Below are 17,674 nucleotides of genomic sequence, written 5' to 3'. Positions count from 1 at the left end.
TTCTTATACCCGAAAGCAGAGGTGCAGGACCTCCGCTTGGTGCTTACCCATGGCACGGTGTTCTGGGCAAGCCATGTGGCTGTCGGTCAATTGACGCCATCGGGTACGAACACATAGCCCACGCCCCAGACGGTCTGGATATAGCGGGGCGCTGCAGCATCTTCTTCGATGAGCTTGCGCAGACGCGAGACCTGCACGTCCAGGCTGCGGTCAAAAGGCTCGAACTCGCGGCCGCGGGCCAGCAGAGCCAGCTTTTCACGCGACAGCGGCTGGCGCGGATGGCGTACCAAGGCCTTGAGCATGGCGAATTCGCCGGTGGTCAAAGGCAGTTCCTCGCCACTTTTTTGCAACACGCGGGTGCCCAGATCGAAGGTGAAGGGACCGAAACTGACCACCTCGTTGTCGCCGGACGGTGCGCCCGGTGCTTCCTGTGGGGGACGGCGGCGCAGCACAGCATGGATGCGGGCCAGCAGTTCACGCGGGTTGAAGGGCTTGCCCAGGTAATCGTCGGCGCCGACTTCCAGGCCCACGATGCGATCCACGTCCTCGCCCTTGGCGGTGAGCATGATGATGGGGGTGCGGTCGTTGGCGGAGCGCAGGCGGCGGCAGATGGACAGGCCGTCTTCGCCGGGCATCATCAGATCGAGCACGATCAGGTCTACGGTTTCGCGCAGCAGAATGCGGTTCAGTGCCTTGCCGTCTTCGGCAATCATGATCTCGAAGCCTTCTTGCGTCAGGTAACGGCGCAGCAGATCTCGAATGCGGGCGTCGTCGTCCACTACGAGGATCTTGTCAGTACGGTTGCTTTGCGTTGCCATGATCGTCCTTGTTGGGTTACTTGTAACAGCACCCATTGTTACCAGCTTACGAAAAAAAAACAGCGAAAACCGCTCGAATCTTGCGCTATGTTACATATGTTGCGTTTAAATATAGGACGATAAATGTGTCATGTTGATTGTTTTGCTAATATTTTCTCTGTTGATACATAAATTGTTCTGTTTTTGAGTTTAATTTGGCGTGCTGCTGCATGGTTATCCACTATGGGCTGACAACGTCATGCTGGATTCAATTGCGGCAGAAACTGAACGGTATGTGTCTGTGCTCCGCTATTTATTGCAAAGGGTGAACTCAATGAACAAGTATTCCTGGACTGATTCCCGACGCCGCACAGCGGCCGGCGTGTTGCTGCTGAGCGCACTGTGCAGCGGCGGCACTGTTTTGGCGCAAGGCACCACGGCGGTGCAGCCCGCTGCACGTCCCATGAATGTGCTCAATCTGCAGGCTCAAGGGGTAGTCGAGGTCAAGCAGGACTGGCTGACGGCCACGCTGTCTGCCACCAAGGAGGGCCGTGATGCGGCAGCGGTTCAGTCGCAGCTGCAAAAAGCCGTGGAAGCGGCCATGACCGTGCTGCGCCGCGATGCGCAGGCCGGACAGCTGGATCTGAGCAGCGGTAATTTCTCCGTCTCGCCGCGCTATGGCAACAACGGCAAGATGGATGGCTGGCAGGGGCGGGCCGAGATCGTGCTGCAGGGACGCGACTTTGTACGCATCACCCAGGCGGCGGCCAAGGTGCCGGAGATGACGCTGGCTTCGATGGGCTTTGGTCTGTCGCGCGAGGCGCGGGAAAAAGTCGAGGGCGAGGCCCAGGCCAAGGCGATTGAGGCGTTTCGCCAGCGCGCTGCCAGCATTTCCAAGAGCTTTGGCTTTGCCGGCTACAGCTTGGGTGAGATCACGGTCAACAGCGGCGAAGGCATGACGCGGCCACCCTATCCCCGGATGATGGCCATGTCCAAAGCCGGTTATGCCGACGCTGCGCCGGTACCGGTGGAAGCCGACAAGGCCGAGGTGACGGTCAGCGTGTCCGGTTCGGTGCAGATGCATTAAGGCGCAGTGCTGCGGCCCAGGGCTAAATAAAAAAAGGAGCGGCTGGCGCTGCTCCTTTCTTGGTTTGGGTCGTAAAAAGCGCCAAAACCCAATAGGATAGGGCGCTGTACGCTATGGATTGATGAGTTCAGGCGACGGTGGCCCGACGCGCTTATTGCGCAGCCCAGCCGCCATCCATATTCCAGGCCACGCCGCGCACATTGTTGCTGGCGGGCGAGCAGAAGAAGACGGCTAGATCGCCCAGCTCCTCGGGCGTGGTGAACTGCTGCGATGGCTCTTTTTCGCCCAGCAGCTGCTTGGTGGCTTCCTCGTTGCTGATGCCCAGGGCCTGCGCCTTGGCATCGACCTGCTTTTGCACCAGCGGAGTCAGCACCCAGCCGGGGCAGATAGCATTGCAGGTCACCCCGGAAGTGGCGTTTTCCAGTGCGGTCACCTTGGTCAGCCCGACGATGCCGTGCTTGGCCGCGACATAGGCCGATTTTTGCGCCGATCCGACCAGACCATGGACCGAGGCCACATTGATGATGCGGCCCCAGTTGGCCTTTTGCATGGCGGGCAGAGCCAGCCGGGTGGTGTGAAAGGCGCTGGTGAGATTGATGGCAATGATGGCGTCCCACTTCTCTACCGGGAACTCCTGCACGGGCGCCACATGCTGGATGCCGGCGTTGTTGACCAGGATGTCCACGCGGCCAAACTCGGCGGCCGCGTATTGCATCATTTCCTCGATTTGTCCGGCCTGGCTCATGTCGGCACCGTGGTAGCCGACCTTGACCTCAAACGCTTTGCCGGCTTGCTCCACCTGGGCACGCGGGCCTTGCACGTCGCCAAAACCATTGAGCACGATGTTGGCGCCTTGTCGCGCCAGTGCCGTAGCAATACCCAGGCCTATCCCGCTGGTCGATCCCGTCACGAGAGCGGTTTTGCCTTTCAACATGGACATACAGAGTCTCCGAATGAATTACGATGCGACAAAGCCATTATCGGCCCCGGCCTTGCGAATGCGTTCTCCATGAATCAACCTACGCTGAACTACGTATCCTGCCCCGGAGCCTCCGCGCTCGCCCCCACATGGTCCGATTCCAGCCGCAAGCAGCAGGTGCAAGCCCTGCCAAGCGGCGTGCACCGCATGGCCTACTGGGAGTGGAACAACACCGGCAATCCCGCGCACCCGCATGTCATCGTTTGCGCGCACGGCCTCTCGCGCCAGGGGCGTGACTTTGATGTGCTGGCCGCTGAGCTGAGCCGGTTTGCCCGAGTGATCTGCCCCGATGTGGTGGGGCGCGGCGAGAGCGACTGGTTGCAAGACCCCATGGCCTACCAGGTGCCGCTGTATGCGGCCGACATGTTGGCGCTGCTGGCTCAGCTGCATCACCAGGCGCCCATTCAGATACTGGATTGGGTGGGCACTAGCATGGGCGGCCTGATTGGCATGGGGCTTGCCGGTCAACCCGGCCTGCCGCTGCCTGTGCCCGTGCGCCGACTGGTACTCAACGATGTGGGGCCGGTGATCGAGTGGGGCTCGCTGGTGCGCATCGGCTCCTACCTGGGAAAAAGCTTGCATTTTCCCAACTTCGAGACGGCGGCTGCTGCCATGCGCTTGATTTCCACGGAGTTTGGCCCACATAGCGACCAGCAATGGGCGGATTTCTCCAGGGCCATGGTCAAGCCAGACCCCGCAGGGGGCGTGGTTCTGCACTATGACCCGCGCATTGCAGCTCCGATGGCGCATATGACGCAGGAGCTGGCACAGGCTGGCGAGGCAATGCTGTGGCAGCTGTACGACCAGATGCAGGCACGTGTCTTGCTTGTTCGTGGTGCGCAATCGGATCTGCTTTCGCGGGCCACGGCCCAGGCCATGGCCCAGCGAGGACCCAAAGCCCATTGCACGGAACTGGAGGGCGTGGGCCATGCTCCAACGTTGATAGCGCCAGGGCAGGTTGCACTGCTGCGCAAATTCTTACAAGGCGAACAGGCAGACATTGAGCTGCCGCTCACCATGAGTCTTGCCGAACAGGCATACAAGGATGCTGAATGAAGACCAGCGATACGGCAGCGCCTGCGGGTGCTGCCGATGCATCGGATACAGATGCGCCCCGCATTGTTGAACCTACGCCGCATCTGTTGATGGCCACGGCCCAGACCTTGCCCGAGCAGGTCAATGCCCTGGCGCGTGCGCGTGCTTTTGCCGAACCCCTGATTGCCAGCGAGTTCATGGAGACCGGCGAGAACACGCTGGCCCATGCTGACGCCGTGGCCGCGATTCTCAAGAAGATCGGCGGCTCGGAAACCATGCAGGCCGCAACCTATCTGGTACATGCCAGCGTGCACCTGAACAAGCCGCAGGAGGTGATTGCCAAGGCCTTTGGCGAGAACTTTGCCACGCTGGCCATTGAAACCGTCAAGCTCATGCGGGTGCAGCAGCAGGCGCGCGGCGGTCGCACCAGCCAGCAGGTGGACGATATTGCGACCCAGAACGAGAACGTGCGCAAGATGCTGCTGGGCTTCTCACGCGATTTGCGGGTGGTGCTGCTGCGCCTGGCTTCGCGTCTGCAAACCCTGCGCTATTACGCCGCCGAGAAAAAGCCGATAGCACCCAGCATCGCCAGGGAAGGACTCAACGTCTTCGCACCGCTGGCCAATCGCCTGGGTATCTGGCAGATCAAATGGGAGCTGGAGGATTTGTCCTTCCGCTTTCTGGAGCCTGAGACCTATCGCGAAGTGGCGCGCCTGCTCGATGAAAAGCGGGTGGAGCGCGAAGCCTATATGGAGCAGATGCGCGCCCGTCTGGAAGGCGATCTGCGTGCCCACAGCATCAGCGCCACGGTGCAAGGGCGGCCCAAGCATATCTACAGCATCGTCAAGAAGATGCGCGGCAAGTCGCTCAATTTCGATCAGTTGTTCGACATTCGGGCCATGCGGGTGGTGGTACCTACTATCAAGGATTGCTACGCCGCCCTGTCCTGGGTGCATCAGCAGTTCACGCCGCTGGAAAAAGAGTTTGACGACTATATTGCCAGGCCCAAACCCAATGGCTACCAGTCTTTGCACACCGTGGTGCGCGACGAGACCGGCCGGACCATAGAGATCCAGATCCGTACCCAGGCCATGCATGACCATGCCGAGCATGGCGTGGCTGCGCACTGGGCCTATAAGGAAGCCGGTACCAAGGGCTATGCCGGCGTATCGGCCGCCAGCGAGTACGACGCCAAGATTGCCGTGCTGCGCCAGTTGCTGGCCTGGGGCAGCGATCTGGCGGCGACCAATCACCGTGGCCTGTTCGAAGACCGCATCTATGTGCTTACGCCCGATGCCGCCGTGATCGAGTTGCCCCAGGGGGCGACGGCCGTGGATTTTGCCTACTCGGTGCACACCAGTCTGGGCCATCGTTGCCGTGGTGCGCGCGTGGATGGCGTCATGGTGCCGCTGAATACGGCGCTGCAAAACGGTCAGACCGTGGAAATCAACACGGCCAAGGAAGATCGTCCATCGCGCGACTGGCTCAATGCAGATCTGGGCTATCTGGTCAGCAACCGGGCCAAGGCCAAGGTGCGTGCCTGGTTCAATGCCCAAGCCACGCACGAGACGGTGGCGCGCGGGCGGGAATCTGTGGAAAAGCTGCTGCAGCGTGAAGGCAAGACCGCCATCAAGCTGGAAGATCTGGCCACGCAGCTGGGTTTCAAATCGGCAGATGCTCTGTTTGAAGTGGTGGGCAAGGACGAGTTTTCGCTGCGCAATATCGAGGCAGTGCTACGCCCCAGTGAAGAAGCGGCCGAGCCCGAAGAGTTCACCATGGTGCGCAAGGCCCGCGGCACGGACTCGCCCAAGGGTGGCGTGCTGGTTGTGGGTATTGACTCGCTGATGACGCAACTTGCCAAGTGCTGTAAGCCGGCGCCGCCCGACAGCATCCGCGGCTTTGTCACGCGTGGCAAAGGCGTCAGCGTGCACCGAGCCGACTGTTCCAATTTCCGCGAGATCAGCAGTCGCAATCCTGAACGGGTGATCGATGTGGACTGGGGTATACCCAAGACCACGGACAAGGTCGGTGCCGTCTATCCCGTGGATGTGGCCGTGGAAGCTGCCGACAGGCAGGGTCTGCTGCGTGATATTTCGGAAGTGTTCGCACGCGAAAAAACCAATGTCATTGGCGTGCAGACCCAATCGGTCAAGGGTACCGCTTGGATGACCTTCACCGTGGAAGTCTCAGACTCCGGCCGGTTGAGCAAGGTGCTGGGGATTGTTGCCGGTGTGGCGGGGGTTCGATCAGCCAGAAGACGTTGATTGCGAGGGATGGCAAGAAAGTTTTCGCTCTCAAAAAATGAGTGGAAAACCCGTGCTACAATTGCTTCATCGAACGAACACAGGCGCGTAGCTCAGCTGGTTAGAGCACCACCTTGACATGGTGGGGGTCGTTGGTTCGAGTCCAATCGCGCCTACCAAATATCGCAAGCAAAACCAGAGCTTGCAGCAAAAATGCCCGCTAAAAAGCGGGCATTTTTGTTTCTGGAATCAAACAATACGGGGCGCCTACCCATAAGCAGGTCTACCAGCCAGCTCGCCGCCGCATCAATGGCCGGATCCAGGCATCTAGTGACCAGAAATGTTGTGCCAGCTGGACTGACCATCATTAAAGCATTCGGTCCAGGTGGATACGGTTGGTACTTTGCGAATCGAGAACGTGATTTTGTGAGGGATGCGGGGTCCAAGGGCTGCGGGCTGCCCCAGCTTGTCCAAAACTCGCACAACGCTTTGGCTGACCTCTTCGCTGCCGTTGGAGTGGAGAACGATGCGGTACGTTTTGGCGAATTCATCCCACTCTTGCTGCCTGGTGACATAGGCATGCAAGCGCACATATGCACGGTTGGAATTCTTCGCGATGGGGCTATTCATGATCAAGACTCCTGCTTGCTTGAAACCACTTGCCAGATAACGATTCGTTCACAATTTTTTGCAATAGAGATAGCGTTGTATCAAATGCGTGCAGTGCGCTATGTAGGTGTATTTGCCGTGATGAACTAGGCAGCTTGGTGCATTTAAGTTTTTTGCGATTGATCTAATTTCGAAGTCTGAGGGTATTGCTAAAAATCAGGCAATGATGTATTGGCCACGCGAAAAAATCATCTTTAATCCGGCAGATTTTCTGTGGCGTAAGAGCTCATAGCAGAAGCCGCTGGTCGTAAAGAGGCCTGAGAAATTGTGAGGTTCACCGTCTTTGAGTGCCTGTCGGTGCTGGGTCCCACCAGAAGTGATCCCCACTCAATGATTAACAAGCCCTTGAAAGCCTTGTGTGGCGCGGCTTGTGAGGCTGGGATGGTCGAAAATACCATCCCAGATACCACGCAAATAAATGTTCTGTTTATGAGAAATTAGCCAGCGGAGCCGCGGCTTTCTCATTGGATTGGCGACGCGATTCGATCCAGGCATCGATCTCGGCCTCATCCCATGCTACGCGGCGTGGCGACAGCACGATTCGCTTAGGAAACCGGCCTACGGATTCCAGTTTCAAAATCCAGCGATCAGAGTAAGGCACTTTAGCGCAAAGCGCCTTGCGGTCTAAAAGTTTCATGGTTCTCTCCAATAAAAAAAGCCCGCTCAATGGCGGGCTGGGGTGGTGTTACTGAGTGAGCTTTTGTCGCTCGGTGGCTGAATCTTAGAAAACGCCGTACTTATATGCAAAGTACGCTGCGGCTAAAGCACCTATGACGGCGAGAGTGGTCATTATTCTGCGCATATGTCCTCCTGTGAAATTGAGAGTCAGGCGATAGTCTGAAGCGGAGCGAAGAGCACGGGGTCAATCACGTACCGGGTAGGGCTTTCCGAGATCCCAGCGCGATTGCCAGTGCGCAACATACTGCCGCGCCACGTCTGGCATGTCTCGCATGACCACGACATTCTCGGAATTGAGCGTCTCGGCCGATGGTGCGAAATTGAAGGAGCCCGTTTCAACTGTGGAACCATCCACGATGATGACCTTGTCGTGATGAATGTGGAAGTGATCGTTGGTTCGCAGCTCCACGCCATTGCTGGTCACAAAGTCCATGGCCTTCTTGCTGGTCTTGCCCATATTGCGCTTTTTGTCGATCACCACCCGCACATTCACGCCGCGGTTCTTTGCATCCACCAGGGCTTGCATGATGTCGGGCGCCTGAAATGCATAGGCCAGTATCTGGATGTCGCGCTGCGCGCTCGCTATCGTCTCAAGCACCAGTTTCTGCGCAGATCCTTCGGGGGAAAAACCTACTTGAACGCTGGGCGCGGCATGCACCAGAACCGGAATGCTGATTAAGGCCGCGAGCGCAATGCTTCGAAAACTATTCATGCTTAAAAACCTTTGTGTATGCAGCCTGGATCTGGCCTTTGTTACATCAGTTTAGCGCTGCCGCCATCCGGGCGAGCCCATGTCGATTTGCGCGCTGCTCATCGGGGGAGCCTGGAGTTGACCTAGCCGGCAGCGGCATGGCCAGGTTGTAGTGCGCCAGCCAGTGCAAACCGCAAGCGCTGTGAAAAGGGTAGGGGCAGCCCTCGTTGGGAGACAGTCCGGCGGCATAGGCCTCGCGGGCTTCGCGCTCCACGGTGGCTTTGGCAATCTGGGCCGGGCCGCCGGCCCAGGTGCAACTCAGCAACTCAGCCATACGCTGCAAGTTTGCTGCGGCTGGGCACCACGGCGCAGCTTATTACCGTGGCCAGCAGCTCGCTACGTGGCGGGCGGCAGTGCAGGGTGTGGATCTGCGCGCGCTCCAACTCCAGCACCAAAGCGGTGCCGGGCTTGAGCGTTGCGGCGTGCTCCAGCCAAAAGCGCTGGGCGCTGCGCCCTGTCCACGTCACGCGCCATGGCTCGATGTGGTGGGTGCCCAGCCGGTCATAAAGCAGCATCTGCAACTGAAAAGCGCCGCACCGGGCCGTGCTGGCCTGTGGTGGTGTTTTGCTGAGGTAAAGAGTGCCGGTATGGCGCATGTTGCCTCCTGTGGTTGGGCATAAAAAAGCCCGCGCGGAGTGGGCCGGGCAGGCGGTGTGATTTGTCTCAGCGCGGGCAAAGGCCTGCTGCGTAAACTGGTAGCGGCATGTCGCAATGACGGCTTGCGTTTAATAACGACAGGAGGGTCGATGAAACTGGACAGAGCGCTGCAACTGCGCATCTTGCAAGACTATGTCAACGCGCAGCCATGGGGCTCCACCACTAGGCTGGCGGAGTTTGATGTCGATGAGGAAAAGGTACTCGCCAACTTGCTCTACCTGAAAGAGCATGGATTGATCGATCCAGAGCTGAAAATGGCGATTGATCGGCAGTATTACTACGGCGGCGGCAAGATTACGCACAAGGGCAATGATTTCATGCTCGATGACGGAGGCCTCTCTGCCATCTTCGGCGTCGTCACCATCCGCTTGCATGACGACACGATCAGGGCGCTGATCGAAATGCGTGTCATGGAATCAGACTTAGCGCCGCCCGATAAGCAGAAATTGATTGCTCAGCTTCGATCGCTGCCCGTCGAGACCATAAAACATGTTGTACTAAAACTTGTGGACCTCGGGCTTGAGAAAGGTCCTCAAGCCATCGTGTCGATAAAAAGCTGGTTGGGTCTGTAGGCTTGCGCGGGGACATATCGATAAACCCCGGCGGTGCAGGCAGGCGATCGGGCATGCGCTGAAACTCCAGGTAGCCGATACCTGTGCCCATGTTGATGCAGAAAAATTCGTACTGCGGGTTGCCCGGTATGTCCACAAGCACCCCTTTGGCTGGGGTGATCCTCATCGCTTCAATGCGTATGGGTAATGCTTCCGTATCTGCTTGCATGTCAAACCTCAGGCAATAAAAAAGCCCTCACGGCGTGGGCCGGGCGGGCTGGGTTTTGAATGAAATTAGGCTCTAGCGCTTATGTGGAAAGCGCTAGAAGCTATGAAATTGATAAACCTACCGTAGTTGCAAGCGGCCTTGCTGGCCGGTTTGACCTGGCTGGGCCTGCTGAGCTTGTGCCGCGCCCTGGTGCTGCAGGGGCTAGCAGCTCGGCACGCGTGGCCATGCGCTGAGTGCAGGCTGCCGCCAGTCTGGCCAGCGTCATCACCATGGATCCGGCTTCAATGGGCTGCACATAGGGAGCCATCGCGCCGCCTGCGCCGCGGGTAAAAGACAGCAGCAGCATGCGGGTGGCGTGTGGTGCCTCTCCCTCCAGCATCACGGCATCAAACACGGCCTGGTAGACCTGTAGCGTGGCCGCATTTTTGAACAACTGTTTTGCTGTATCCAGCAAAGCTTGGTCGATTTGCTTGGATTTTCGCTACTGACAAGTCCACACTCAACGGTGATTTTTAGCAGCCGTACGAGAGATGCCTCATGCAAAGTAACAGATCCCAAGTATTTTTGGCTTCCATTGCTACTGCTTTGCTGTTTTTGGCTTGGCCAGGAGTTTCAAGGTCGCAGTGCTCGAATTCAGGACAACCGAGTTGCGATGCTTACAAATCTTGCTTTGCAAAATACTGCCCTTGTGAAGCAGAAGCCGACGAGTATTTCATGTCTTACGGGGACAAATACTGCCGAGCCTTTTTAGGAAATACTGCCCTGTCTGACGCAGGAAAGAAGTGGCGGGAGTCCACCATGCGCTGCCTGCAGGAGTCCATCGTTCCCTATTTGGATATCTCGGCACAGCCTAAGTGCAACTGCCGACAGATGAAGCGGCGCGCCTTCGACTCTCACGTTGCTTGCTACACCAAGCAGGGGGCGTCCATCTGCGACTTGCCGGCAGGGGACGTGGCACAGATTAGCAAGACCATCGACGTAAAAGATTTGTTCGACAAGGCAGGCTGGAAGCAGATGTATGAGGTTTCCAAAATCTGTGCGCAGACCGCGCCTGAGGATGGACGGCGAGTAACCTGGAAGGCTGTTGAAGTGGTTTTGAGCTCGCGAATGTAGTCAAATCGACCAGGAGCAGCCGTGAAACTCTACGAGGACTGCATTGCGTCGAGATCGGCTATCCAGAAGAGTCTGCTATCGGCCAAGCGTACTAGCCTTGGAAGTGGATGGCATGTGGCAGAGGTCCTTCAAAATAGAAAACCCGCGCGATGCGGGTCTTCTCATTGGTGGTTACGGGTCAGTGCATTTGCTCATTCATTTGCGTCAAGGGCTGTGAGCCTGGTTGGCGCTTATTGCATTTGCATTGCTGCTGACTGAAGTTTGGATTTTTTAGCGGCTGCCCCATTTGCATGGGCCAGTAGAGGTTCCGAGAACGAAGCTCGTTGACCGTTTGGGTCGTCTCAAGCTCCGTTGAGATCAGAAAAACAGTGGTTACCCCTGCTGGCCGGGCTTTTTCTGCTCTTGAGCAGGATTTTGGCCCTGTTGTTGCGGGTTTGGTGTCTGCTGCTGCTGTTGCTTGTCTTTTTGGTTTTGATCCACAGGCGTTTGGCCTTGCTGGGTCGTATTATTTTGTGCGTTGGTTTGCTGGGTCATTGTGGAAGCTCCTTGAAGAGTTGAGCAAATTTGAAAAATTTGCGAAGGATCCAAGATTCACTTTTAAAGGGACCACTGAGTGGGGATTCTTTTAGGAGCGATGTCCTGGGTGATGGCGCTCACGACGACCGTCTGTTAGCACCGCTCAAGCAACATTCACCTAAGTGACGTTGCTATGTAGATCTCGTTGCTTTTTTGTCAGGATCGGCTGTTGAAGCTCCTGATCTTTTTTCTGCTCATCAATCGGCGATTTCTTCTGCTGATTTTCTGGAAGATTTGTTCTGTTGTTGATGCCGTAGAAAGCTTTTTTTATTGAGCACCAAAAACCTTGACATTGAGAACTTAGGTAGGTCATAAGGCCTCCTGATTTACGTTGGCACCTAAATTAATTATTCGTCTGAAGGTGCTTTTCTTCCTTGGGAAATTTGTGAATTTTTTATGGCCTCTCTGGAGGAATCATCAAATTCTGGTGATTCACCCATTCGATCATCATTTGACGTTATGGTGAAATCATCGTCATTAAAAAGGTAGCTATCGATATCTAGGAGATGCGGTCTGCGTACCTTGAATGTAAGTGTGATTTTTTCGTTGAATGGCATAAAGACCTCCGGTCTTTTTTGGGATGGCCGTTTCTGGCTTCCATTAACGAACAATACGCCTATTCAAATAACAAAACCTTTTTCACACAAAGAATTACGTTGATTGGAGCTGTGCCAAACTGTAGTTAATCTTCTTGTGGCTAGTGTGGTAAAGCTTTTGATGCTATCAGTGTGTGAGTGATTTACACACAATGTTATATTTTAATTCGATAAGTATGGTTTTCTCAGCATAATTAACATGCTTTAAAAACACCGAACTAAAGCTATAAATTAAAGTGAAAAATAAATCCAGGCATAGCACTTGAAGGCATGCCGAAAACGCAATTTAGATGCCTGAATAGCTGCAAAGCAGGCAGGGGATTGGAGTGCCGGGTGGGCAAGGATCTGTGGGCCAAACTCCGGTGCAACTAGCGGTGTAGGGTGGCAGAAGAACGGGATTGGTAGTCTTCTTCCGCTGCGTTGCTACGTTGTGCCAGGCGTGATTTTTTGATGCGCACTTGCGGTTCTTTGTGTTCGTTTTTAGGCAATCTGGCTTCGTAAATTTCGGGGCAATAGACATAGTCGCCAGTAGGTACTGCAGTGCTATCAATTTCTTTAAAAACAGACTGGCTTTCCGATGGGTGCTTTTTTGATATGGTTAACATATAGGCCTCTATTTTAGTGAGGAAATTATTGCATTTCCTGCCATTCATTTTACGCCTTCTACGTTAAAAAGCCACCTATAGGTGGCTAGTGGGTCAATGGTGAATCTGTGAGGTCTAATTAGCTTACGCATCACGATTGATTTGCTGCTCTTTTTCGACCACAGGTTCATCCACTTTCACATTCGTTTCCTCTTCTTCTGGCAGGCCTGGAAAAGCCCGTGCCCAAGGGAATAACGTATGCATAAGATTCGACCAAAGATTGTTGGCCCTAGATAGTGGTAATACAAACATATAAATTTCCTTCAGCTTAGCCGCTCAGAAATTTCTTTCCCACAATCTTCAGCCCCACTTGAGTGGCTTTAGGTGATGGGATCCTGTTGGCAACTAGATCACTCAAAATAAAGCGGCCCTTTTTGATGGGGTGATCAGGCGTATGGGAGTAGTCGTCATGAGAGACCGAATGGCTATCGACGTCTGGATGCCCGGGTTTGAGAGTGCGGGCATTGATATTTTTTTTGACTGTGGCTTTCATACAAGCCTCCGATCCAATAAAGCACTCAAAAATGACTGCTTTCTTCACAGTACTCTCTTTTCGTGACAGAAACCGGTTTGGAACCAAAACTTACGGCATTGCGGCTACGCTGGGGGCCTCAGCGCTACAGCTGCTTTCTGCATGGCTAGTGTGAGGCCGCGGGTCAGGGCTTTTCACGCAGGCATTGCACGGTGTGGGCGTCCAGCCATTCGGCGTGCATGCCGGGGCAGGCAAATTCGTCGCGCACGGATTTGGTGAGTGTTTTGGGTTCGTCGGCCTGGGCGCTGGGGGTGGCCAGCCAGAGGGCACCCATGATGATGGCGGCGATGAGGATCAGGGATTCGATGATTTTTGCCATGGTGTTTCTCCGGTCTGGCGCTTATCGGTCAAGCGCATGTAGCTATCCAACTTGATGAGGTTGACCGTTCAGAGCGGCCAGGCTTCGGGGGTGGTGGCAATGACGGCGACTACGCCGATGAGGCAGAAGATGCCGAGGAGGGCGAGCGCCCATCGCGCGGCATTCAAAAGTTTTGCCCCAAGGTCGGAGCGAGCAGGAGCAAGGCTGCCAGTAGCAGCGCGAGCGCCAGGGTGCGGGTGTGCGGCCATTTCACAGACCTCCCTTCTCGCGCAGTCGCTGCACGAGGTCTTCATCAACGGGCTGAGGAACGGTGCTGTACAGCATGAAAACTCCTGAAGGCGAGAAGAAAGCCCGCTGCGCGGGCCGCAGAGATAAAAGGCCAGTGCCTTGAGGGGCGCGAAACCAATGAAGGGGGCGGAAGGATTGCGCTTCGCTAACTGGCGGTAAGGGTTGCGGCTGCTTTTGGGCAGATCCATCAAGGAAGAGTGCGAGCCCGGCTTTCGGTCTGTCGGTGGCGGCATTGCATTGCCAAGGTCCACACCCGGCTTGCACTCTTTCTTGATGGCCCCGCTTCGGCCCTGCGGGTGAGGGCACATGCTTGGAGCGGCATGCTGCTCAGAATTTTACTGTTATTTTGATCAGTGCTGTGTATGTGTACAGTAGTTTAGGTTTTGCCTGTTCAGTTCGTCAACAGAAATTGCGGTCGGTGTTGTTTGGCCGCGTTGGTCGCAGGCGGAGCCAAAAGAAAAGCCCGTCCAGCAGCTGATGGGGGCAGGGGTGAAAAATGCCGATGCCCTTGCGGGCGTGCCAGGAAGTGGAGGTGAGGGAGGGCGGAGATGGCCCTGGCTCGGCGAAAAACGGGTCAAACCGCAGTGCCCTGGTGCAAGGCGCTCTGGTTTGGCCCCGATGCGCTCGGGGTAGGCGGTGCCGGGATTCCAACCAGCGTTGCCGTTCTTGCTCTTGGCCGCATTCGCCTCACCCTTTTGACCGTGTACGCACTTTGGCGGCTGGATGCGGCAGGGATGCCGCGCAGCGCAGCGGCCGTGCCCGCTGATGCTATTGGCCCGGGGACGCTCCGCACTGGTGGAGCGAACGACATGGGCGTTCGACTTTTGAAAGAGACCGGGCCTGACCCGGTCGATGCCGTGGTGCCCATCGCGTCTGCAATTTCTGAATGCACTCCCTTTGCTGCCGACCATGCGCTAGCGTTGGTGGGTCTTGGTTGTGCCGTAGTGGTTGCTGCGATGAGTGAATTTAACCATGGTTAAATAAATGGTGTCAACCATGGTTAAATGTAATTTATGAAGAGTTCTTCAATGAGGTTGGGCTGGGTCGTAAAAAAAGCCCGCTGCTGCGGGCTTGTTTGGGGGGTGATGAAGGTGCCGAAATTACGAGTGTGAGCAGCTCATGCGGATTGCCCGCAAAGCGGTTTGTCGTTTACTGCTCTAGTTCCGCTTTGCTGTGGTTGGTCTGGTGGAGTGGCGGGTTGGCAGTCGACAGAAGGCGAAGCCCGTGTGGAGTGTTGATGTGTGCAACCAGGCGCGCTGAGGTGCCGGGCTCGGCTTGGCGCACTGACACCGGTGCGTCCAGATCGAGCGAGGACAGCAGCTGAGAGACGCGGTCTGGGGTTGGGTGAAAGATCTCGAGTTTGGCAAGAGACAGTCTTTTATCTTCTAGCGTGCGAGCGGGGTGCACATCGGTATGCCACTCGACAAGGGCGGGAGCCGTGCCATTGAGCGGAACGGAGCCATCCTCAGGAATGGTGATGAGCCATTCGAATGCGCCACGACTCATGGGTTCGATATATCCAAGTGGCTCGGAGGCAGCGGCGGCCGCTTTCTGGATATTGGGGGTTCGAGCCACCCATGTGGACAGCGATGGCGGCGATTGCGCGTCAAGGTCGTCAAGCGCAAACCAGCGAGGCCGTAAAGGCGGCTGAGCTGCTGGGTTGGGTGCGATGACCTCAAGGAACATGCTGTCGCCGAGGCGAAGCAGCATATTGTGGGTTGCCATGCGCGGATGCTCGCCACCAGTTTGTAGTGAAACTCCGAGTGTTTCGGATACGAACTTTGCTCCCTCTTCAAGCGAGAAGGCTGTTACCGTGATGTGGTCGAGGAGAGAACGTGACGGCATAGGCTCCTAAGTCAGGTGAGTGCTGCCCACAGCACGAGCGATGGTTTGCAGATGTTACTTTGTTAGTGCGGATGCTGACCAGCCTACATGACTGGACTGAATGCGTTACCCGACCTTTTGCCGCAGCTCACCCATTTTTTACGAGTAGTTGTGCTTTACCTACAAAGTGCAGCCGGCAGATCGTGGTGTCAGAGTAATTCAAGCCAATGGCATTAAAAATTACGCGATGCCTTGCTGCATACTGAAATAAACACAATTTGATTCAGATAGAGAATTGCAATAATTTTTGCTAAAAATCGACTGCCAATATTAGGAGGCGTCTGACATGGATCGTTTGAAAATTTCCACCCGAATGACCGTTTCGTTCCTGGTCATGATGGTGTTGATGTTGATCCAAGGGGGCGTCGCCCTCCTAGGTTCGTCAGAGCAGAATACGGCTCTCACTGCAATAACCGAAGGCCACATTCCCACTATTCGCTCCTTGAACACCATTACGGATGATGCCAATGAACAGGTGATTCAGTTTCGGAATTTGGCACTGTTTTCAACGGCGAAGATCCAGGCATCTGCCCGCACCATCATTCAGAAATCTCGTGCTGAGGCTGTGGTTGAGATGGAGAGCCTGGGCAAGCTCTTACAGGCTGCTGAAGATAGATCTTCGTTGAAAGATTTGAAGCAGCTTAATCTGGCCTTCCTCAAGCAGGGCGACGAGTTTCTTGCCCTGCTTGATCAGGGTGGTGGAGAAGCTGCTGTGGAAATGCTTGAAAACAAGCTGCGCCCCATTCAGCTCGAATATCAGCGTCACATTCGCGAAATGCTGGATCGCCAGACAAAGAAGTCTGAACTAGCTAGCCAACAGGCAGAAGCTGCTGTCCTGAGTTTGTCGCGAAGCATTTGGGCCACAAGTGCAATAGCCATCGCGTTGGCTATTTTTCTTGCCGTTGCCATTACCCGTTCGATTACCAAGCCCCTTGCACAAGCTGTCGCAGTGGCCGACCGCGTGGCTGGCGGTGACCTGAGTGGGCAAATTGTTGTGAAGTCCCGAGACGAGATGGGCCAACTGCTCAACGCGTTGAAACGCATGCAACAAAGTCTGGTCACGACGGTGACCACAGTGCGAGGCAATGCACAAGGGGTGGCTTCGGCCAGCGCTCAGATTGCGGTAGGCAATAGTGACCTGTCCAGTCGAACCGAAGAGCAGGCCAGCGCGCTCGAGCAAACAGCTGCATCCATGGAGCAGTTGGGAGCTACTGTTCGACAGAATGCAGACAATGCACGCCAGGCGAATCAGATGGCCATCAGTGCGTCCTCAGTGGCGGCTCAAGGCGGTGAGGTGGTTGCAGAAGTGATTGCAACCATGAAAAACATTGATGCGAGCAGCAGCAAAATTGCCGACATCATCAGCGTTATCGATGGCATTGCCTTTCAGACCAATATCCTGGCCTTGAATGCGGCCGTAGAAGCTGCACGCGCAGGCGAGCAAGGTCGAGGTTTTGCCGTGGTTGCCAGCGAAGTGCGGGCCTTGGCTCAGCGTAGCGCCGAAGCAGCGAAGGAAATCAAGCTGCTCATCGCGAACAGTGGCCAGTGCGTGGAGCATGGGTCGCAGCTCGTGGACAAGGCAGGTAAAACCATGATCGAGGTGGTCACGGCGATTCGCAGCGTAACGGATCTCATGGGTGAGATCAGTTCGGCCAGTCACGAGCAGAGCTCGGGAATGGCGCAGGTGGGTGAGGCCGTCACCCAGATGGATCAAACCACGCAGCAGAATGCCGCGCTGGTGGAGGAAATGGCCGCTGCGGCTAGTAGTTTGAACAGCCAGGCTCAAGCCCTGGTAGGGGCGGTGGAAGTCTTCAAGCTATCGGAGTTTGAGCAAACGAATCGCGCAGCAGCAGAGGGGTTGGCTTCTCCGATGCATGCGGCACAGTCGGTAAAAACAACGCCACCTATAAATCGTCCCCGAAGCTCGGCGATTGCCGCCAAGCCTGCTGCTTTGAGTCGTCCTGCAATGATGGCTGGAGCCCAGCGATCTACAGACAGGGCTGACAGCAATTGGGAGGCGTTCTAGAGCGACTGGCCGCTGGGGAA

The 17,674-nt window shown here is 56.0% G+C and carries 24 protein-coding genes and 1 tRNA gene; 8 read left to right on the top strand and 17 right to left on the bottom strand.

Going from position 1 to position 17,674, the window contains the following annotated elements; genetic code table 11:
* Nucleotides 1–86: 86 nt before the first annotated feature.
* Nucleotides 87–818, bottom strand: a complete 732-nt coding sequence (gene ompR / locus EAO39_RS15005) for a two-component system response regulator OmpR (RefSeq protein WP_120968743.1) — start codon at nucleotides 816–818, stop codon at nucleotides 87–89.
* Nucleotides 819–1,131: 313 nt separating this feature from the next.
* Here ompR and EAO39_RS15000 point away from each other — a divergent pair, with 313 nt between their 5' ends.
* On the top strand, nucleotides 1,132–1,884 hold the full coding sequence (locus EAO39_RS15000) for an SIMPL domain-containing protein (protein WP_120968740.1): 753 nt from the start codon (nucleotides 1,132–1,134) through the stop codon (nucleotides 1,882–1,884).
* A gap of 151 nt (nucleotides 1,885–2,035) precedes the next feature.
* Here EAO39_RS15000 and EAO39_RS14995 read toward each other — a convergent pair whose 3' ends face one another.
* Nucleotides 2,036–2,818, bottom strand: a complete 783-nt coding sequence (locus tag EAO39_RS14995; protein WP_120971147.1) for a 3-hydroxybutyrate dehydrogenase — start codon at nucleotides 2,816–2,818, stop codon at nucleotides 2,036–2,038.
* Between the two features lie 75 nt (nucleotides 2,819–2,893).
* Here EAO39_RS14995 and EAO39_RS14990 point away from each other — a divergent pair, with 75 nt between their 5' ends.
* The 3 genes from EAO39_RS14990 (at nucleotide 2,894) to EAO39_RS14980 (ending at nucleotide 6,320) form a co-directional block, all read left to right on the top strand.
* The gene (locus EAO39_RS14990) at nucleotides 2,894–3,919 is read left to right on the top strand and encodes an alpha/beta hydrolase (RefSeq protein WP_162989584.1); all 1,026 of its coding nucleotides are present in this window, start codon (nucleotides 2,894–2,896) and stop codon (nucleotides 3,917–3,919) included.
* An 89-nt stretch (nucleotides 3,920–4,008) separates the two neighbouring features.
* Nucleotides 4,009–6,162, top strand: a complete 2,154-nt coding sequence (locus tag EAO39_RS14985; RefSeq protein ID WP_240467109.1) for a bifunctional (p)ppGpp synthetase/guanosine-3',5'-bis(diphosphate) 3'-pyrophosphohydrolase — start codon at nucleotides 4,009–4,011, stop codon at nucleotides 6,160–6,162.
* Nucleotides 6,163–6,243: 81 nt separating this feature from the next.
* Nucleotides 6,244–6,320 (top strand) — tRNA-Val (locus EAO39_RS14980).
* Nucleotides 6,321–6,468: 148 nt separating this feature from the next.
* Here EAO39_RS14980 and EAO39_RS14975 read toward each other — a convergent pair.
* The 5 genes from EAO39_RS14975 to EAO39_RS14955 form a co-directional block, all read right to left on the bottom strand.
* Nucleotides 6,469–6,771: a hypothetical protein gene (locus EAO39_RS14975; protein WP_240467022.1), complete on the bottom strand. Its 303-nt coding sequence runs from the start codon at nucleotides 6,769–6,771 to the stop codon at nucleotides 6,469–6,471.
* Between the two features lie 466 nt (nucleotides 6,772–7,237).
* Nucleotides 7,238–7,447: an AlpA family phage regulatory protein gene (locus EAO39_RS14970; protein ID WP_120968729.1), complete on the bottom strand. Its 210-nt coding sequence runs from the start codon at nucleotides 7,445–7,447 to the stop codon at nucleotides 7,238–7,240.
* A gap of 225 nt (nucleotides 7,448–7,672) precedes the next feature.
* Nucleotides 7,673–8,200, bottom strand: a complete 528-nt coding sequence (locus EAO39_RS14965) for a phospholipase D family protein (protein WP_120968726.1) — start codon at nucleotides 8,198–8,200, stop codon at nucleotides 7,673–7,675.
* A gap of 46 nt (nucleotides 8,201–8,246) precedes the next feature.
* Nucleotides 8,247–8,513, bottom strand: a complete 267-nt coding sequence (locus EAO39_RS14960; RefSeq protein ID WP_205589393.1) for a hypothetical protein — start codon at nucleotides 8,511–8,513, stop codon at nucleotides 8,247–8,249.
* Entirely contained in the window at nucleotides 8,506–8,835 is a 330-nt protein-coding gene (locus EAO39_RS14955) for a hypothetical protein (RefSeq protein WP_120968723.1), read from the bottom strand. Before EAO39_RS14955 ends, EAO39_RS14960 begins: the two co-directional genes overlap by 8 nt.
* A 150-nt stretch (nucleotides 8,836–8,985) precedes the next feature.
* On the opposite strand from EAO39_RS14955, the gene EAO39_RS14950 reads away from it, so the two are divergent.
* Complete coding sequence (locus EAO39_RS14950; protein ID WP_120968720.1) at nucleotides 8,986–9,468, top strand: hypothetical protein; 483 nt, start codon at nucleotides 8,986–8,988, stop codon at nucleotides 9,466–9,468.
* Nucleotides 9,469–9,776: 308 nt separating this feature from the next.
* Here EAO39_RS14950 and EAO39_RS14945 read toward each other — a convergent pair whose 3' ends face one another.
* Nucleotides 9,777–10,130, bottom strand: a complete 354-nt coding sequence (locus tag EAO39_RS14945) for a hypothetical protein (RefSeq protein WP_120968718.1) — start codon at nucleotides 10,128–10,130, stop codon at nucleotides 9,777–9,779.
* An 83-nt stretch (nucleotides 10,131–10,213) separates the two neighbouring features.
* On the opposite strand from EAO39_RS14945, the gene EAO39_RS22695 reads away from it, so the two are divergent.
* Nucleotides 10,214–10,789, top strand: a complete 576-nt coding sequence (locus EAO39_RS22695; RefSeq protein WP_162989583.1) for a hypothetical protein — start codon at nucleotides 10,214–10,216, stop codon at nucleotides 10,787–10,789.
* A gap of 372 nt (nucleotides 10,790–11,161) precedes the next feature.
* On the opposite strand, the gene EAO39_RS22690 is transcribed toward EAO39_RS22695, so the two are convergent.
* The 8 genes from EAO39_RS22690 to EAO39_RS22660 all read right to left on the bottom strand — a co-directional run bounded on the left by EAO39_RS22690 (nucleotide 11,162) and on the right by EAO39_RS22660 (nucleotide 13,932).
* The gene (locus EAO39_RS22690) at nucleotides 11,162–11,323 is read right to left on the bottom strand and encodes a hypothetical protein (RefSeq protein WP_162989582.1); all 162 of its coding nucleotides are present in this window, start codon (nucleotides 11,321–11,323) and stop codon (nucleotides 11,162–11,164) included.
* Nucleotides 11,324–11,483: 160 nt separating this feature from the next.
* On the bottom strand, nucleotides 11,484–11,678 hold the full coding sequence (locus EAO39_RS22685; protein ID WP_162989581.1) for a hypothetical protein: 195 nt from the start codon (nucleotides 11,676–11,678) through the stop codon (nucleotides 11,484–11,486).
* Nucleotides 11,679–11,712: 34 nt separating this feature from the next.
* Entirely contained in the window at nucleotides 11,713–11,922 is a 210-nt protein-coding gene (locus tag EAO39_RS22680) for a hypothetical protein (RefSeq protein WP_162989580.1), read from the bottom strand.
* 407 nt (nucleotides 11,923–12,329) lie between these two features.
* Nucleotides 12,330–12,614: a hypothetical protein gene (locus EAO39_RS22675; protein WP_162989579.1), complete on the bottom strand. Its 285-nt coding sequence runs from the start codon at nucleotides 12,612–12,614 to the stop codon at nucleotides 12,330–12,332.
* A gap of 75 nt (nucleotides 12,615–12,689) precedes the next feature.
* Nucleotides 12,690–12,857 carry a hypothetical protein gene (locus tag EAO39_RS22670; RefSeq protein WP_162989578.1) on the bottom strand — a complete coding sequence of 56 codons (168 nt, stop codon included), beginning with the start codon at nucleotides 12,855–12,857 and terminating at the stop codon, nucleotides 12,690–12,692.
* Nucleotides 12,858–12,873: 16 nt separating this feature from the next.
* Entirely contained in the window at nucleotides 12,874–13,098 is a 225-nt protein-coding gene (locus EAO39_RS22665) for a hypothetical protein (protein ID WP_162989577.1), read from the bottom strand.
* Between the two features lie 163 nt (nucleotides 13,099–13,261).
* Nucleotides 13,262–13,456 carry a hypothetical protein gene (locus tag EAO39_RS14935; RefSeq protein WP_120968711.1) on the bottom strand — a complete coding sequence of 65 codons (195 nt, stop codon included), beginning with the start codon at nucleotides 13,454–13,456 and terminating at the stop codon, nucleotides 13,262–13,264.
* Between the two features lie 68 nt (nucleotides 13,457–13,524).
* Nucleotides 13,525–13,932, bottom strand: a complete 408-nt coding sequence (locus EAO39_RS22660) for a hypothetical protein (protein WP_162989459.1) — start codon at nucleotides 13,930–13,932, stop codon at nucleotides 13,525–13,527.
* Between the two features lie 360 nt (nucleotides 13,933–14,292).
* Here EAO39_RS22660 and EAO39_RS14930 point away from each other — a divergent pair, with 360 nt between their 5' ends.
* Nucleotides 14,293–14,724 (top strand): hypothetical protein, encoded by a 432-nt coding sequence (locus EAO39_RS14930; protein ID WP_120968708.1) that lies wholly within the window; start codon nucleotides 14,293–14,295, stop codon nucleotides 14,722–14,724.
* Between the two features lie 169 nt (nucleotides 14,725–14,893).
* Here the strand turns inward: EAO39_RS14930 and EAO39_RS14925 are convergent, their stop codons facing one another.
* Nucleotides 14,894–15,589 (bottom strand): VOC family protein, encoded by a 696-nt coding sequence (locus EAO39_RS14925; RefSeq protein WP_120968705.1) that lies wholly within the window; start codon nucleotides 15,587–15,589, stop codon nucleotides 14,894–14,896.
* A gap of 325 nt (nucleotides 15,590–15,914) precedes the next feature.
* Here EAO39_RS14925 and EAO39_RS14920 point away from each other — a divergent pair, with 325 nt between their 5' ends.
* Nucleotides 15,915–17,654 (top strand): methyl-accepting chemotaxis protein, encoded by a 1,740-nt coding sequence (locus tag EAO39_RS14920; protein WP_120968702.1) that lies wholly within the window; start codon nucleotides 15,915–15,917, stop codon nucleotides 17,652–17,654.
* Nucleotides 17,655–17,674 lie beyond the last annotated feature (20 nt).

Origin of the sequence: Comamonas sp. lk (assembly GCF_900564145.1) — a bacterium.
Lineage (GTDB): Bacteria > Pseudomonadota > Gammaproteobacteria > Burkholderiales > Burkholderiaceae_C > Comamonas.
Note: the sequence above shows the minus strand (reverse complement) of the source record. Positions and strands in the feature narration are given on the sequence as shown.